The organism is Xanthomonas sp. NCPPB 3959 (assembly GCF_056675575.1).
Genome location: NZ_JBWWVR010000014.1, coordinates 36,330 through 52,857 on the forward strand (window position 1 = coordinate 36,330; position 16,528 = coordinate 52,857).

Annotated in this window: 11 protein-coding genes; 8 read left to right on the plus strand and 3 right to left on the minus strand. The window is 65.3% G+C overall.

Annotation, left to right across the window (positions count from 1 at the left end):
- Positions 1-32 precede the first annotated feature (32 nt).
- The 4 genes from AC1KVG_RS16400 (at position 33) to hglS (ending at position 3,974) form a co-directional block, all read left to right on the plus strand.
- Positions 33-791 carry an HAD family hydrolase gene (locus tag AC1KVG_RS16400; RefSeq protein WP_481095089.1) on the plus strand — a complete coding sequence of 253 codons (759 nt, stop codon included), beginning with the start codon at positions 33-35 and terminating at the stop codon, positions 789-791.
- A gap of 108 nt (positions 792-899) precedes the next feature.
- Complete coding sequence (locus AC1KVG_RS16405) at positions 900-1,487, plus strand: hypothetical protein (RefSeq protein ID WP_481095090.1); 588 nt, start codon at positions 900-902, stop codon at positions 1,485-1,487.
- Positions 1,488-1,652: 165 nt separating this feature from the next.
- Entirely contained in the window at positions 1,653-2,276 is a 624-nt protein-coding gene (locus AC1KVG_RS16410; protein WP_481095091.1) for a hypothetical protein, read from the plus strand.
- Positions 2,277-2,606: 330 nt separating this feature from the next.
- The gene (gene hglS, locus AC1KVG_RS16415) at positions 2,607-3,974 is read left to right on the plus strand and encodes a 2-oxoadipate dioxygenase/decarboxylase HglS (protein ID WP_481095092.1); all 1,368 of its coding nucleotides are present in this window, start codon (positions 2,607-2,609) and stop codon (positions 3,972-3,974) included.
- A gap of 887 nt (positions 3,975-4,861) precedes the next feature.
- On the opposite strand, the gene AC1KVG_RS16420 is transcribed toward hglS, so the two are convergent.
- The 3 genes from AC1KVG_RS16420 to AC1KVG_RS16430 all read right to left on the minus strand — a co-directional run bounded on the left by AC1KVG_RS16420 (position 4,862) and on the right by AC1KVG_RS16430 (position 12,719).
- Positions 4,862-8,002, minus strand: a complete 3,141-nt coding sequence (locus tag AC1KVG_RS16420; protein ID WP_481095093.1) for an efflux RND transporter permease subunit — start codon at positions 8,000-8,002, stop codon at positions 4,862-4,864.
- Positions 8,003-8,132: 130 nt separating this feature from the next.
- Complete coding sequence (locus AC1KVG_RS16425) at positions 8,133-11,381, minus strand: efflux RND transporter permease subunit (RefSeq protein WP_481095094.1); 3,249 nt, start codon at positions 11,379-11,381, stop codon at positions 8,133-8,135.
- A 93-nt stretch (positions 11,382-11,474) separates the two neighbouring features.
- Positions 11,475-12,719: an efflux RND transporter periplasmic adaptor subunit gene (locus tag AC1KVG_RS16430; protein WP_481095095.1), complete on the minus strand. Its 1,245-nt coding sequence runs from the start codon at positions 12,717-12,719 to the stop codon at positions 11,475-11,477.
- Between the two features lie 256 nt (positions 12,720-12,975).
- Here AC1KVG_RS16430 and AC1KVG_RS16435 point away from each other — a divergent pair, with 256 nt between their 5' ends.
- The 4 genes from AC1KVG_RS16435 (at position 12,976) to AC1KVG_RS16450 (ending at position 16,327) form a co-directional block, all read left to right on the plus strand.
- On the plus strand, positions 12,976-14,292 hold the full coding sequence (locus AC1KVG_RS16435; protein ID WP_104549982.1) for a M20 family metallopeptidase: 1,317 nt from the start codon (positions 12,976-12,978) through the stop codon (positions 14,290-14,292).
- A gap of 177 nt (positions 14,293-14,469) precedes the next feature.
- Positions 14,470-15,285, plus strand: a complete 816-nt coding sequence (gene queF, locus AC1KVG_RS16440) for an NADPH-dependent 7-cyano-7-deazaguanine reductase QueF (RefSeq protein WP_481095096.1) — start codon at positions 14,470-14,472, stop codon at positions 15,283-15,285.
- A gap of 103 nt (positions 15,286-15,388) precedes the next feature.
- Positions 15,389-15,682 (plus strand): LysM peptidoglycan-binding domain-containing protein, encoded by a 294-nt coding sequence (locus AC1KVG_RS16445; RefSeq protein ID WP_104549983.1) that lies wholly within the window; start codon positions 15,389-15,391, stop codon positions 15,680-15,682.
- Positions 15,683-15,772: 90 nt separating this feature from the next.
- A complete protein-coding gene (locus tag AC1KVG_RS16450; protein WP_481095097.1) occupies positions 15,773-16,327 on the plus strand; it encodes a hypothetical protein in 555 nt (184 codons plus the stop codon).
- Positions 16,328-16,528 lie beyond the last annotated feature (201 nt).

Genomic DNA, 16,528 nt, shown 5'->3' on the forward strand with positions numbered 1-16,528 from the left:
GCAACGCTCCAGTGCGCTGCTAGACTTGTGCGATGACCTCTTTTGCACAGCGCGACGGCCAGGCGATCCAACTGGTCGGCTTCGATGGCGACGATACCCTCTGGAAGAGCGAGGACTATTACCGCAGCGCCGAAGCGGATTTCGAAGCGATTCTGGCCGATTATCTGGACCTGGGCGACAGCCGCATGCAGCAGCATCTGCTGGCGGTGGAGCGGCGCAATCTCAAGGTGTTCGGTTACGGCGCCAAGGGCATGACGTTGTCGATGATCGAAACCGCGATCGAGCTGACGCAGGCGCGCATTGCCGCGCGCGACATCCAGCGCATCGTCGAGATCGGCCGCGCCACGCTACAGCACCCGGTGGAGGTGATTGCCGGCGTACGCGAGGCGGTCAGCGCGATTGCGGCCGACTATGCGGTGGTGCTGATCACCAAGGGCGATCTGTTCCATCAGGAGCAGAAGATCGAGCAATCCGGTCTGGCCGATCTGTTTCCGCGCGTCGAGGTGGTGTCCGAAAAGGACCCCAAGACTTATGCGCGCGTGCTGGCCGAGTTCGACCTGCCGGCGCAGCAGTTTGTAATGATCGGCAACTCACTGCGCTCGGACGTGGAACCCGTGCTTGCCATAGGCGGCTGGGGCATCTACACCCCGTACGCGGTGACCTGGGCGCACGAGCAGGAGCACGGCGTGGCTGCCGACGAGCCACGGATGCACGAAGTGCCCGATGCGGCCGGCTGGCCGGCGGCGGTGCAGGCGCTGGATGCATTGGCCCGGCAGCACGCGCTAAGCTAAAAGCGGCGAACAAAACCACTGCGGATGCAACAGGCGGGCACGCTGAGGTGCCCTAGCAACAGGACGTTTCCGGCCGGGCGCAGGCATGGCCGACCTTGGGGATCACCAATGCACATGTTGTCGTTTACCTATCGCACCAGCCTGGCCGTGTTGTTGGGTCTGCTGGTGGGCACGCTGCCGCTGGCTGCTGCCGAGCTCGAAGAAGAAGTCATCAACCCCAGCGAAGTGATCTTTCGCGACGGCCAGCCGTACTACGACGATGGCGGCGACTATGTTCGCCTGCGCACGCGTCGGGAGGGTGGGGAGTTGGTGTATTTCCGCACGGTGCGCTTCGACCGTGAGCAAGGCTATGTGGATGCCCACGGTCAGAGTATCGCGACCTTGCAGACCCGGCCGAATGGGCGCGATGGCAATGCTGCATTCGCGGCCGACCGGTATTCGGACGATCGCTACGGTGGATACGTCGGCGATGGCAGCGGGTATCCGGGATATGGCGCCAGACTGCGGCTGGGTGCATCGCGTAACCGTCCCTACGGGCAGATTTATTACGGCAACGGGCTGTACGGCCCGGACCCTTACAGCAGCCCGCACAACCGCGATGCGCGGCAGCGTTACATCGGTCCGGGCTATGTTGGGTCTTGCGACCTGACCGGTTGCCGCGAAGTGCATCACATCGGTTTTTACGAGCTGCACTGAGCGCAGATCACTCCTGCTGCGCCAACCGGCGCAGGTGCGTTGCCGACGCGCGGTGCGACCTGTACCACGCGCCTACGCTGAAGTCTGGGCGCGCCACCTGCCTGACGACTGTTGGCCACGTGTGACATGGCGCAGCGCTGCGATCGGCCTGACACCGGCGCGGGCATGCGGCATCATCGGCACATGCGTTTACTGCCCACCGCCCTGTTGCGATCTCTGCCATTGCTGATGGCGTTGCTGTTGCCGATATTGGCGGCAGCGCAGACCTCGCCTGCCGCAACGCCAGCGGCTGGCGCTGCGGCAGAGCCGGTGGCGCCGGCGGTGATCCCCGGCACTGGTGATGCGTGGGTGGACCAGCATCTGGCCGATATGGGCAGCTACGCGCAGCGCTATCCGGACAGCTTTATCGCCGAAGTGGCGCGCTACACCGGCACCCCCCGCGGTTACGTGCAGGCGTTGCTGCAGGTGCATGGCTGGCATGCGGGCGATATCTATTTCGCCTGTTTCTGGGCGCAGACGCTGCAGTTGTCCTGTCGCGACGCGGTGCGTGCGTACAGCCGCGACCATCACGATGGCTGGCAAGGCGTGGTCACACGGCTGTCGGCCAGCCCGGACAGCGCGCACATGCGTGCGCTGCGGCATGCCATCGTCGCCAGCTACGACCGCTGGGAGCGGCCGATCACGCTGGATACGCTGCTGCGTCGACAACTTGGCGACCATACGCAACGGCTGGAAGCCGCGCGCCAGGCCAGCGAAGCGGACGAGGCCGCGGCGCAGGCCGGGCTTTAGACCGTGTGATTCCCTCCGGGCTTCCCGAATGGGTTGGCCTTGAGCGGCACGGGGTTTAGCGGCATGGAGCGTGCGTCGCGCGGCTTGCCTTGGCCGGCCAGCCGAGCCGGTACCACGCAGCGCCGGCTCCGCATCGCTAACGACCACCGCCTCTGATCCTGAGAAGCATCACACGCTCTGGCGCGGCAAGGCGTACGCAGTGTGCTTGCCGCGCGACTGTCTGCACGCCAACGCGTTCGCCCGCATGCTGCCGTGCAGCTGGTCGCCGCAGGGCGCGGTCGGCGAGAATGCGGTAACGCTGGCGTTGGCCGGCTCCGCCAAGACCAGCCCATGCGCGATACCGTGTTTGTCTCTCCCGATCACATCCGCAGCCTGTTCGCCCAGGCGATGTCGGACATGTATCGCGCCGAGGTGCCGTTGTACGGCGACCTGATGACGCTGGTGGCGCAGGTCAACGCCGACACCCTGAGCGCCGATCCCGCCCTGGCGGCGCGCCTGCAGCGCAACGACGAGCGCGCGCGGCTGGATCTGGAACGACACGGTGCGATCCGGGTCGGCACCGCGCAGGAACTGGCCACCTTGCGCCGGCTGTTTGCGGTGATGGGCATGCATCCGGTGGGCTATTACGACCTGTCGGTGGCCGGGGTGCCGGTGCATTCCACCGCGTTCCGCCCGATCGACGATGCGGCGCTGTCGGCCAATCCGTTCCGCGTGTTCACCTCGTTGCTGCGGCTGGAGTTGATCGAAGATGCCGCGCTGCGTGCGCAGGCCGAGCAGATCCTGCAGCAGCGGCAGATCTTCACTGCCGGCGCGCTGGACCTGATCGAACAGCACGAGCGTCACGGCGGGCTGGAGGCGGCGCAGGCGCAGGAATTCGTGGCGCAAGCGCTGGAAACCTTCCGCTGGCATGGCGATGCCACCGTGTCGCTGCCAACCTACCGCGCGCTGAGCGAGGCGCACAAGTTGATTGCCGACGTGGTGAGCTTCCACGGCCCGCACATCAATCACCTGACGCCGCGCACGCTGGATATCGATGCGGCGCAGGCGCAGATGCAGCGTGCCGGCATCGATGCCAAGGCGGTGATCGAAGGCCCGCCGCAGCGGCGCATTCCGATCCTGCTGCGGCAGACCAGCTTCAAGGCCCTGGAAGAGCCGGTGCGCTTTGTCGGCGACAGCGGGCTGGCCGAACATGGCACGCACACCGCGCGCTTTGGCGAGATCGAGCAGCGCGGGCTTGCGCTCACGCCCAAGGGCCGCGCGCTGTACGACGCGTTGCTGGCGCAGGCACGCGACAGCGATGGGGCCGGCAGCACCGGCGCCGATTACGCCACGCGCCTGCAGACGGCGTTTGTGGCGTTTCCCGATGACGAAGCGCTGCTGCGTCAGGAAGGCCTGGGCTATTTCCGTTATGCGTTCACCGAGGCAGGCCGCGCCGATCCCGCACAGGTGGCCGCGATGCCAGCAGAAACTGCGATCGCGCTTGGCCTGGTCAGCGCCGATCCGATCATCTATGAAGATTTTTTGCCGGTGAGTGCGGCGGGTATCTTCCAGTCGAATCTCGGCGGGGCGGAACAACGCGCCTACGCCGCGCATTCGAGCAAGCGCAGTTTCGAGCAGGCATTGGGCGCGCAGGTGCACGACGAATTTGCGTTGTACGCGCAACTGGAGCGGGAGTCGCTGCAGGCGTTGGTGGTGTAAGGCAGCAACCAGGCGACAGTATCAGGTGGGTGTGTGCGGTAGCGGTATCCCGCAGTTCCAGGTGCTGCATGCGATATCGCCCAACTGCACGCACTACGAAGGGCGACTGATAAAAATTATCAACGCTGTCTCGATAGCGGCAGCGTGTTGGCCACACGCCCCTGGTTTGACGAATGAGTTGGTGTTGGATGGCAGTGACATCGATCGGATAGAACTGAGCTGATTAGACTGCACCTAATCGAACTCCCGCACGGCGTGCACTGCGCGCAACCACGCACACCGACCATCTCCACTGGTCCTTGCCCGCCCACCGTCGCGGGACCTTACGCGGCATGGATGCCGCGTAAGAGCCTACACGGACGTACTTGCGGCGTGTCCCGCGATGGTGGGCGGGCAAGGGCCCTGCAGCCAACCCGCAAATCAGCCGCTCTGCACCCGACGGCATCTCCACACCGTTCGATTACCTCTCAAGGCGACCGGGATCTTGAGCTTCAGCATTGCTTGGATGTTCCGAAGCCTAGCGGGTCGAGGGCGCGACGCCCTCACCGCTTGCGGGACACGCCGTGAATCCATCCCTGGAGGCTCGGTGGCGGCATCCATGCCGCCACACGGTCCCGCAATCGGCGAGGACACCGCACCAGAGAGTTAGTCCGTGGCTTTTTTAAAGCCATGCACACAGACCAAATCGACTGGTCCTTGCCCGGCCACCGTCGCGGGACCTTACGCGGCATGGATGCCGCGTAAGAGCTTACAAGGCCGTACTTGCAGCGTGTCCTGCGATGGTGGGCGGGCAAGGGCCTTGCAGCCAAGCCGCAGATCAGCCGCTCCACAACCGCAACGCATCCACACCGTTCAATCACTTCTCTTCGGTTTTTGTCAGCCCAGCCTCAGTGCGCCGAGGCTGCCGGGCGCCGTGCTGCCGCGCGTTCTGCACGGCGCGTGCGCGCACGTGCGCGACGCGCCTTCCAGCGCTCGCTCAGGCAAGAGAAGATCACATACAGCGCCGGGGTGCTGAGCAGGGTCAGGCTCTGCGAGAAGATCAGCCCACCGATCATCGCGATACCGAGCGGGCGGCGCAGTTCCGAGCCTTCGCCCAGGCCCACCGCCAGCGGCACTGCGGCCAGGATCGCCACCATCGTGGTCATCATGATCGGCCGGAAGCGCACGATCGAGGCCTCGCGGGCGGCCGCACGCGCATCCATGCCGTGCACGCGCTGCGCCACCAGTGCGAAGTCGATCATCATGATCGCGTTCTTTTTGACGATGCCGATCAGCAGCACCAGCGCGATCATCGAGATCACCGACAACTCGGTGTTGGTGAGGAACAGTGCCAGTAGCGCGCCCACGCCGGCGGCCGGCAACGTGGACAGGATGGTCACCGGATGGATCAGGCTCTCGTACAGCATGCCCAGCACGATGTAGACGGTGAGCACCGCAGCCAGCAGCAGCACGCCCATCGAATTGGGGCTGAGCTGCACGTTGAAACTGTCGTCGCCGCTGAGACGAATGCCGTCGGGCATGCGCAGCCCGTCCACGGTGGACTTGATGATCAGGTCTGCCTCGCCGGTGCTCACGCCCGGTGCCAGGTTGTAGCTCAGATCCATCGTGGTGTACTGGTTTTCATGGATGATCTGCGGCGGCGCCAGGCCCGGCACCTGCGTGGCAACCGACGTAATCGGCACCATCAGGCCGGCACGGTTGGGCACGAACACCTGATCCAGCGCCTTGGGCGTGGCCGTCTGCGAGGGCAACGCATTGACCACCACGCTGTACTGGTTGAGATCCGAATAGATGGTGGAAATGGAGCGCTGGCCGAACGCGCCATACAGCGCGCCATCGATCGCACCGACCGAGATGCCCAGCCGCGCGGCCTTGGCACGGTCGATCACGATGTTCTGGCGCAGGCCCGAGGTGTCCACGTCGGTGCCGACATCGCGCAGACGTGGATTCTTCTTCAACGCGGTCTGCAGCTTAGGCAGCCATTCCTGCAGCTGTGCCAGATCGTTGCCCTGCAGCGACACGCGGTATTGCGCGCCCTGGCTGGTGCCGCCACCGCCGTCGCTGGGCAGGTCCTGGATCGCGCGCAGGCGCAGATCCAGATCCGGGTAGCGGTCGGCCTTGGCGCTCAGGCGTGCGACCACTTGCGCGGTGGTGTCGCGGCGGCCTTCATTGCGTTTTTTCAATTCGATATTGAACGAGGCGCTGGAGCCCTGGCGGCCGGAGCCCAGCCGCGCGCCGACGGTCTTCACTGCCGGGTCGGCCATCAGCATGTCGGTGATGCGGCGCTGGCGGCTGACCATGTCGGCGAACGAGACCGTGGCGCTGGAATTGGCGCGGCCCCAGATCAGACCGGTGTCCTGCGCGGGGAACGAGCCCTTTTTGACTGCGCTGCCGAGAAAAATGGTGGCGGCAATCAGCAGCAACGGCGTCAGCGACAACAGCAAGGCGTGCCGCAGCGAGAAATCCAGCGCCACGGTGTACACGGCGAGCATGCGCTCGTGCATGCGGTCCAGCCAGGCACCGAAACGGCTAGGTTTTTCCGGCTCGGTATGTGCCGACAGAAAGCGGCTGCACAACGCCGGCGTCAAGGTCAGCGACACCAGCATCGACACCACGATCGCCGCCACCAGGGTCACGGTGAATTCGCGGAAGAACGCCCCGACCATGCCGCTGGCAAACAGCATCGGAATGAACACTGCCACCAGCGAGGCGGTGATCGAGACGATGGTGAAACCGATCTCGCGCGCACCGGCCAGTGCGGCATCCAGGCGCGGCATGCCTTCGTCGAGATGGCGCATGATGTTTTCGATCACCACGATCGCATCGTCGACCACAAAGCCAATCGCGATCACCAGCGCCAGCAGGCTGAGGTTGTTCAAGGTGAAGCCCAGCATGTACATCACCAGCGCCGAGCCGGCCAACGACAGCGGCACGGTGACTGCGGCAATCAAGGTCGGTGCCAGCCGGCGCAGGAATAGCGCCATGGTCAGGATCACCATCACCAAACTGATCATCAGCGTGGCCTGCACCTCGTGCAGCGAGGCACGGATGGTGGGTGTGCGGTCGAAATATGGCGTCAGTTTGGTGCCGGGCTGCAGGTAGGCGCGCAGCCCGGGAATCTGCGCCTTCACCTGGTCCACGGTTTCGACGATGTTGGCGCCGGCGCGGGTGAAGGCGTACATCACCACGGCGGGTTTGCCGTCGAACCAGGCGGCTTGATAGGCATCCTGCTGGCCGTCGTAGACGGTGGCCACATCGCCCAGCCGCACGATGCGCCCGTTGGACTGGGTGGAGATCGCCAGCTGTGCGAAATCGGCGGCCTTGGCGACCGAATCGTTGGCCACGATCGCCATGGTGGTGTTGCCGTCGGACAGAAAGCCGGTCGGTGAGGTGACGTTGGCCGCACGCACGGCGTTGCGCAGATCGTCCGGGGTCAGGCCCAGCGCGTTGAGCGCGCGCAAATCCACATCCACGCGTACCGCCGGTGTGGAGGCGCCGGCAATATCCACCGAACTGATGCCGGTGATCTGGCGCAGCCGTTGCGCCAGCAGCGAGTCGGCGACGTTGTAGAGCTCATCGGCCGATTGGGTGTCGGAGGTCAACGCGATGGCGATGACCGGGTCGTCGTTCGGGTTGGCTTTCGAATAGATCGGTGTGCCGAGCCCGGAAGGCAGGTCCGATTGCGACGAGTTGATCGCGGTCTGCACGTCCTGCGCGGCCGAATCGATGTTGCGATTGCTCTGGAACACCAGCACCACCAGGCTGCTGCTCTCCGAACTGGAGGAGCGCATGCGGTCGATGCCGGGCAGCTGGCCCAGATGCCGTTCCAGCGGCGCGGTGACGGTGGAGGCCATGGTGCTGGCATCGGCGCCGGACTGCGTGGCATGCACGAAGATCACCGGAATCTGGATGTTCGGCAATGCCGCCACGCCCAGCCGCAGGTAGCACATCAATCCGATCACGAACAAACCGATCGCCAGCAACGAGGTGCCGATCGGGCGCTTGATGAAGGGGGCAGAGATGTTCATGGCTGTGGCGCCGGGATTCGGGATTCGGGAGTCCGGATTCGGCAAGCAGGGCCAAAGCCACGCCCGAATGCGCGTGCGGGCATGCGCCGCCGTAGGCCGGAAATCCGATCAGCCTTCGCTGCACCGGCCGTCATGCCGGGCGCTCCGAGGTGGAGGCCGGGTTTGCGCCGTCGCGGCGTGCGGCACGCCGTGCGCGCCAATCGCGCACGCGCTCGCCGGCACGTTCCATGTACAGATAGATCACCGGCGTGGTGTACAGCGTCACCAATTGCGACAACAGCAGGCCGCCGACGATGGCGATGCCCAGCGGACGCCGTAGCTCCGAGCCGATGCCGGTGCCCAGGGCCAACGGCAGCGCACCCAGCATGGCGGCGGCGGTGGTCATCATGATCGGGCGGAAACGCAGCAGGCAGGCGCGCCGGATCGCCTCGTGCGCGTTGGCGCCTTCGCGGCGCGCGTCGATGGCGAAGTCGATCATCATGATCGCGTTCTTCTTGACGATGCCGATCAGCAGCACGATGCCGACGATGCCGTCCACCGACAGGCTCAGCCCGCACATCATCAACGCCAGCAGCGCGCCAACACCGGCGGGCGGCAGCGTGGAGATGATCGTCAGCGGGTGGATGTAGCTCTCGTAGAGCACGCCCAGCACGATGTAGATCACCACGATCGAGGCCAGCAGCAGCCATACGATATCGGTCTGGCTGCCGGTGAATTCGGCCGCCTTGCCGACGAACTCGGCATGCACCTGGTTCGGGATCTTGAGGTCTTCGCGCGCCTGTTCGATCGCTTCCACCGCCTGCGACAGCGAGTGGCCCGGCGCCAGATTGAACGAGACCGTGACCGCCGGCAGCTGTTGCTGATGGCTCACCACCAACGGCGTGTTGGTGACCTTGGCCTCGGCCAGTGCAGCCAGCGGAATGATGCTGCCGGCGCCGACAACGATGCCGGTGTTCTGCGCGCCCACGCCGGTGGCAGTGGACGAGTTGGACGAGCTCACCTGGCCGAAGCTGGTCGCATTGGTGCCGGTCAACGCGCCGCTGCCATTGCTGGCCACCGCCAGCTGATTCATCAACGCGGTGCTGCTGCGGAATTCCGGCGCCACTTCCAGCACCACCCGGTATTGATTGAGCTCGGTGAAGATGGTGGAGATCTGGCGCTGGCCGAAGGCGTCGTACAGCGTGTCGTCGATGGTCTGCATCGGCACGCCGAGCATGCTGGCCTTGTCGCGGTCGATGGTCAGTTCCAGCGCGCGCCCCTGGTTGGCCAGATTGTTGTCCACGTCGGCCAGCTCGGGCAGCTTGCGCATCGCCTCGGTCATGCGTGCGGCCCAGGTGGCCAGCTCGGCGCTGTCCACATCCGACATCGAATACTGGTATTCGGTGGCGGCTACGCGGGTGTCCAGGGTGACGTCCTGCACCGGCTTGAGGAACAGCGCCACGCCCGGGATGCCGGCCACCGCCTTTTGCAGGCGCGGCAGCACCTCGTCCAGGCTGTCGCGATCGCCGCGCGTCTTCAGCACGATCGAGAGCTGGCCCTGGTTGATGGTGGGATTCATCGAGCCGGCGCCGATGAAAGCCGCCACACCGGTCACTGCCGGGTCTTTCTGCAGCGCTGCGGCCACCGCCTGGGTGCGCTGCTGCATCTGCGGGAACGCCACGTTCTGATCGGCCTGCACCACGCCGGTGATCAGGCCGGTGTCCTGCTCGGGCAGCAGGCCCTTGGGGATCGCGATGTACAGCACCACGGTCAGCGCTACCGCACCGATCGCCACCACCAAAGTCAGCGGCTGATGCGCCAGCACCCAGTCCAGGCTGCGCTCGTAGGTGCCCACCGTGCGCGTCCACAAGTTGGTCTTGCCGGCGGCAGCGGCACGTTCGTGCGCGTCCTCGCCCTCAGGCAAGGCGTCGGGCTTGAGCAGGTAAGCGCACATCATCGGCGTCAGCGTCAGCGACACCAGCATCGAGATCGTCACCGCAATCGACAGCACCCACGCAAACTCATGGAACAGGCGCCCGGTGACACCCGGCATCAGCAGCAGCGGCAGGAACACCGCCACCAGCGACACGGTCAGCGACAACACGGTGAAGCCGATCTGCTTGGCGCCGATCTCGGCCGCTTCCGGCCCGCTCTTGCCTTGTTCGATGTAGCGCACGATGTTTTCGATCATGACGATCGCATCGTCGACCACGAAACCGGTCGCCACCACCAGCGCCATCAGCGACAGGTTGTCCAGCGACATGCCCGCAAACGCCATCACCCCGAAGGTGCCGGCCAGCGACAGCGGCACCGCCACCGAGGGAATGATGGTGGCCCACAGCCGGCGCAGGAACACGAAGATCACCGCCACCACCAGGAAGATGGTCAGCACCAGGGTGAACTTCACTTCATGCACGGAGGCGCGGATGGTTTCGGTGCGGTCGGCGAACACTTCCAGATGCACATCGGCCGGCAATACCGCCTGCAGCTGCGGCAGGATGCTGCGGATCTGCTCCACCGTCTGCACGATGTTGGCGCCGGGCTGGCGGCGGATTTCCAGCAGCACTGCCGGTTTGCCATCGGCCCAGGCGGCGAGCTGATCGTTTTCCACACCGTCGACCACGTTGGCCACATCGGCCAGCCGCACCGGGCGGCCATTGCTGTAGCTGATGATGGTTTCGCGGTATTGCGCGGCATCGGTGAGCTGGTCGTTGGTGCCGATGCTGTAGGACTGGGTCTTGCCGTTGAGCGAGCCCTTGGGCGCGCTGACATTGGTCTGGGTCAGCGCGCTGCGCAGCGACTCCATGGTCAGGCCCATGTTCGACAGCTGCGCCGGGTTGACCTGGATGCGCACGGCTGGCCGCACGTTGCCGGCGATCGACACCAGGCCCACGCCCGGCACCTGCGACAGGCGCTGGGCCAGGATCGCGTCGGCGTAGCGGTTGACCTCGCGCAGCGGCAGCGAGTCGGAGGTGAGCTTGAGCGTGAGGATGGCCGCGTCGGCCGGATTGACCCGGTTATAGACCGGCTGGTACGGCAGCGACGAGGGCAGGGTGGCCTGGCGGATCGCCGCCTGCACGTCCTGCGCGGCGATGTCGATGTCGCGGTCCATCGAGAATTGCAGAATGATCGTGGACAGGCCTGCCGACGAATCGGAGGTCATCATCTGCAGCCCGGAGATCTGCCCGAGCTGGCGCTCCAGCGGTGTGGTCACCAGCGAGGCCATGGTGGTCGCGTTGGCGCCGGGGTACTGGGTGGAGACGACCAGGCTGGGGGCATCGATCTCCGGCAGTGCGGAGACCGGCAGTTGCCGGTAGCCCAGGATGCCCAGCAGCAGGATGCCCGCCATCAACAACGAGGTGGCGATGGGACGGCGGATGAAGATGGTCGAAAAGCCCACGGGGGGAATCCTTGCTGAAGACGTCAATCGGTGCCGGCGCGCAATGCGCCGACGCGCACCGGCGACGGAACTCCCGTCGCCGGTGATCGCGCGTTAGCGCGGGCCACCGCCGCCGCGTCGGCCGCCGGCGCCGCCGCGTTCCTGCTTGTCCTGCACGGCCTTGAGTTCGGCCTCGGTCGGCTCGGGCGGTGTTTCGCCCGGCTTGAGCGCGCTGACCTTGCTGCCCGGCTTCAAGCGGAACTGGCCTTCGGTCACCACCCGCTCGCCCTGCTTGAGCCCCTTGGTGATCTGCACGTGGCTGTCGTCCACCTCCACGCCCTGCACCACGTTGCGCATCTGCGCGGTGTTGTCGCTGCCCACCACGTACACGTAATCGCCGTCCGGGCCGCGCTGCACCGCCTGAGTCGGCACCACGGTGCCACCGGAGATGGTGCGCAACTGCAGCCGCACGTTGACGAACTGGCCCGGCCACAACGCGTTGTCGGCGTTGTCGAAGATCGCGCGTGCGCCGAAGGTGCCGCTGTCGGCGGCGATGCGGTTGTCGATGACGTCCAGCTTGCCGTCGCCGCTGATGATGTGCGCGTCGCCGCGATCCAGCGCCGCCACGCCCAGCGCGGCGGCCGCCTGACCGCTGCGCACCGCCTGCAGCTCGCGCTCGGGCAGGTTGAAGGACACGTAGATCGGGCGGATCTGGGTCAGGGTGACGATGGTGGAGGTGCTGCTGACGATATTGCCCACGTCCACACCGCGGATGCCGGCAATGCCGTCGATCGGCGCCAGGATGCGGGTGAACTGCAACTGCACCTGGGCCGCGCGCATCTGCGCATCGTTGGCCGACACCGCCGCCTCGTACTGCGCCACCTGGTTGCGCTGGGTGTCCAGGTCGGTGCGCGAGACGTACTGCTTGTAGGCCGGATCGTTGGAGCGCTGGTAGTTGACCCGCGCGGTAGCCAGCAGCGCCTGGTTCTGGCGCTTAGCCGCCAGCGACTGGTCATAGCTGGCCTGCAGGCTGCGTGGATCGATCTGCGCCAGCAGCTGGCCCTTCTTCACTTCCTGGCCCTCCTGGAAATTCAGGCTCATCAGCTGGCCGCCGACCTGCGGGCTGACCGTGACCGTGTTGAGCGCGGTGACCGTGCCCAACGCGCTGGCGTAGACCGGCACGTCCTGGGTGGTGGCGGCCACCACCGTGACCGGCACCGGGCCGTGGTCTTCGCTGCCGCTGCCGTCCGGCGCGCCCGCGCGCTTGCCGTGATTGCCCCCACCGAACATGCGCATTGCAACGAACACTACGACAAGCACCGCTACGACCAGCAGTGTGATCTTCCAAAAACGCGACATGCGACAACTCCTGAGGGCGGGCCGGGCGCTGATGCGACCGTGGGGCAGCTGTGCGAAGCATATCGTTGCGCCCAACCAATTGAGCGTTACTGAAGTAACGGCTCGCCAAGCGAAACGGCCACGACGTTCACAGATGCAGTACAGCGGCAACGCACCACGGTCGCCACGGTTGACCGGCGGGCTGAATCGGGCACCACCGCAGCCCGCCAGCTGCGCGGGTGCACTACATTAAGCAACCATCTTTAGAGGATTCTCGATGCGCCACTCCCGCCTGCTGACCAGCGCGCTGTTGCTCGCCCTGCCCACGCTCGCCGCCGCCCAGGCTGCGCCCCGGCCCGAAGTGCAGGCCGCCGCCGCACCGTTGCAGACCAAGCTGGTGCAGTGGCGCCGCGACTTCCATCAGCATCCGGAACTGTCCAACCGCGAGGAGCGCACCGCCGCCACGGTGGCCGCGCAGCTGCGCAAGCTCGGCCTCAAGCCGCGCACCGGCATCGCCCATCACGGCGTGGTGGCCATCATCAAGGGCGGCAAGCCGGGTCCCAAGATCGCCTTGCGCGCGGATATGGACGCCCTGCCGGTGAAAGAGCAGACCGGGCTGCCGTTCGCTTCCAAAGCCACTGCCGAGTACCGCGGCGAGCAGGTCGGGGTGATGCACGCCTGCGGCCACGACGCGCATACCGCGATCCTGCTCGGCGTGGCCGAAGCGCTGGTCGGCATGCGCGACCAACTGCCCGGCGAGGTGATGCTGATCTTCCAGCCCTCCGAAGAAGGCGCACCCGGCAACGAAGAGGGCGGCGCCTCGCTGATGCTCAAGGAAGGGCTGTTTGCCGACTTCAAGCCGCAGGCGGTGTTCGGCCTGCATGTGTTCTCCAGCGTGCAGGCCGGCAAGATCGCGGTGCGTAGCGGCCCGCTGATGGCTGCCTCGGACCGCTTTGCGATCAAGATGATCGGCCGCCAGACGCATGGCTCGGCGCCGTGGAACGGTATCGACCCGATCGTGGCCAGTGCCGACATGATCGGCGCTGCGCAGACCGTGATCAGCCGCCGCGCCAATCTGTCCAAGCAGCCGGCGGTGCTGAGCTTCGGCGCGATCAAGGGCGGCATCCGCTACAACATCATCCCTGACGACGTGGAAATGGTCGGCACCATCCGCACCTTCGACGAAGCCATGCGCCAGCAGATCTTCGCCGACCTCAAGACCGTGGCCGAGCACACTGCGGCCGCGCACGGGGCCACCGTCGAGGCACAGGTGCCGGACCAGCCCGGCAACCCGGCCACGATCAACGACCCGGCGCTGACCGCCAGGATGCTGCCCAGCCTGCAGGCTGTGGTGGGCGCAGACAACGTCTACGAGCCGCCGCTGCAGATGGGCGCGGAAGACTTCTCGTTCTACGCCCAGCAGGTACCGTCGATGTTCTTCTTTGTCGGCTCCACCGCCAAGGGCATCGACCCGGCGACCGCGCCCAGCAACCATTCGCCGCAGTTCCTGCTCGACGAGTCGTCGCTGGATGTGGGTTTGCGCGCGCTGTTGCAGGTGTCGCTGGATTATCTGCATCAGGGCGAGGCTGGCTGAAACCGGGATTTGTGATTGGGGATTAGGGATTCGTGTGCAACTGCACGATTCCCGCTGTCCGTTTGCGGTGATTACGGCGGCGGGCTGTGTGAAGCCCGCTGCTTCTGTTTGCCCAGGCGGTTGCTCCGGCGGCTGCCATACACCTCACGGCCAGCCCGCTCGCCCTAAAATGGCGGCATGAATACCCCAGAAGATTCCTCCCTCGGTCGTGAGGTCGCTTACCCCAGCGGCTACGATCCGTCGCTGTTGTTTCCGATTCCGCGCGCGGCCGGGCGCGAGGCGATCGGCCTGATCGGTGCGCTGCCCTTTATCGGCCGCGATCGCTGGCACGCCTATGAACTCGGCTGGCTCGATGCACAGGGCAAACCCTGCGTGGCCACCGCTACCTTGCATGTGCCCAGCGATTCGCCGTCGTTGATCGAATCCAAGTCGCTCAAGCTGTATCTCAACTCGCTCAACGCCACCCGCTTCAATAGTGCCGAAGCGGTGCGCACGCGTATCGCCTCCGACCTGTCCACGCGCGCCGGTGCCGATGTGGCGGTGGAATTCGGTCTGCCGCCGATCGATGCGGTGGGCGAGGGCGAATCGATCGACGCGTTGGATGTCAGCATCGACGATTACGGCCCGCCCAATGCCGCGTATCTCTCAGCGCACGCACAACCAATCGTGGAAGAAGTGCTGACCTCGGCGTTGCTCAAATCCAATTGCCCGGTTACCGGTCAACCGGATTGGGCCAGCGTCACGCTGCGCTATCGCGGCGCGCCGATCGACCGCGAAGGTCTGTTGCGCTATCTGGTGAGTTTCCGCGACCACGCCGAGTTTCATGAGCAATGCGTGGAGCGCATCTTCCATGACGTGCTGATCCGCTGCGCGCCCGAGTGGCTGGTGGTGGAGGCACGTTATACCCGTCGGGGCGGGCTGGACATCAATCCATTGCGTAGTTCGCCCAGCGTGCCGACACCGCTGTCGATTTTCCGCGACCTGCGCCAGTAGCCGGCCGTGTTGGAGGATCGCGCCAGCTTCACGGCGGCGCGATCCACGCTTAACGGCGCTCCGCGCACCCTGCAGTCATCGTGATGCACGAAGGATGGCAGCAATGAGTGTCGACAAGAAAGCAGATTTTTCCAACGTGACGTCCTCGGTCGACAGCACCGCCGATGTCACGCCAGCACCGGATTTTTCCAATGTCCGCAGCAGCGTGCAAAGCACGGCGCAGATCGTCGAAGAGACGGTGACCGTGCAGGCAGGCGACAGCCTTTCCAGTATTGCCAAACGCCATTATGGCGACGGCAATCTGTGGCCGCGCATTTTCGAGGCCAATCGCGAGACGCTCAAGGATCCGGACAAGATTTTTCCGGGACAGGTATTGCACTTACCACCAAAGGCATAAACGCCTGATTTAGCCAATAGCTGGCTTGGTGATCTGTTGCACTCAACGCATTCTTCAAGAAACCCCATTCGTTTATCCGGAGATTCATCCATGCGTACCAAATCCGTTTCAAACACGCTCGCCATTGCGCTTGTCGGCGTGCTCGCACTATCAGGTTGCAAGAAAGAAGAAGATGCCAGTGTGTCGAAGGATCCCACCTCCGGTGCGGCCACCGAAGCGATGCCTGGCCCGGCGGGCACGCCGCCTGCGAGCGATCAGGCTGGCCAGAGCACTGCTACCGGTGCTGCCAGTACCGACAGTGCTGCCGCAACCGGCGCGGCAGTGACGGTGTCCAGCGTTGCGGTCGGCACCACTGCTGCCGCAGACAAGACAGTGACTCCGTCGGCCACTATCGGCAGCAAAGACACCATTATCGTCTCGGTGAAAACCGATGGCAGCGCGAGCAACGTGCCGGTTTCGGCCAAGCTCACCTACCAGGACGGCCAGGTCGCTGGTGAGCAGAACGCCACCTTGACCACCACCGGCGCAGAAACCACCAACCTCAGCTTCAGCAAGCCCGATGGCTGGCCGGCTGGCACCTACACCGCGCAGGTGATGGTGGATGGCAAGCCGGCGGGTAATCCGCAGACCATTACGGTCAAGTAAGACAAGCGCGAGGAAGCATGCTGCATGTAGACGCGCATGCTGGCGGAGTAGGGCGGTAACACGCTGGCCCGCCAACATGTTGGCCAATAGGGCGAGCACTTCGTCGCTGTTCTTCCAGCAAGCCATCAAGCGGTAAGCCATCAGGGTGCGATCACACGATCGCGCCCTTTTTGCTGCGCCACGTTGCGACGCAACACATTC

Coding starts and splice junctions, on each gene's coding strand:
- AC1KVG_RS16400 (WP_481095089.1), top strand. CDS start 33: ATGACCTCTTTTGCACAGCGCGACGGCCAGGCGATCCAACTGGTCGGC.
- AC1KVG_RS16405 (WP_481095090.1), top strand. CDS start 900: ATGCACATGTTGTCGTTTACCTATCGCACCAGCCTGGCCGTGTTGTTG.
- AC1KVG_RS16410 (WP_481095091.1), top strand. CDS start 1,653: ATGCGGCATCATCGGCACATGCGTTTACTGCCCACCGCCCTGTTGCGA.
- hglS (WP_481095092.1), top strand. CDS start 2,607: ATGCGCGATACCGTGTTTGTCTCTCCCGATCACATCCGCAGCCTGTTC.
- AC1KVG_RS16420 (WP_481095093.1), bottom strand. CDS start 8,002: ATGAACATCTCTGCCCCCTTCATCAAGCGCCCGATCGGCACCTCGTTG.
- AC1KVG_RS16430 (WP_481095095.1), bottom strand. CDS start 12,719: ATGTCGCGTTTTTGGAAGATCACACTGCTGGTCGTAGCGGTGCTTGTC.
- AC1KVG_RS16435 (WP_104549982.1), top strand. CDS start 12,976: ATGCGCCACTCCCGCCTGCTGACCAGCGCGCTGTTGCTCGCCCTGCCC.
- queF (WP_481095096.1), top strand. CDS start 14,470: ATGAATACCCCAGAAGATTCCTCCCTCGGTCGTGAGGTCGCTTACCCC.
- AC1KVG_RS16445 (WP_104549983.1), top strand. CDS start 15,389: ATGAGTGTCGACAAGAAAGCAGATTTTTCCAACGTGACGTCCTCGGTC.
- AC1KVG_RS16450 (WP_481095097.1), top strand. CDS start 15,773: ATGCGTACCAAATCCGTTTCAAACACGCTCGCCATTGCGCTTGTCGGC.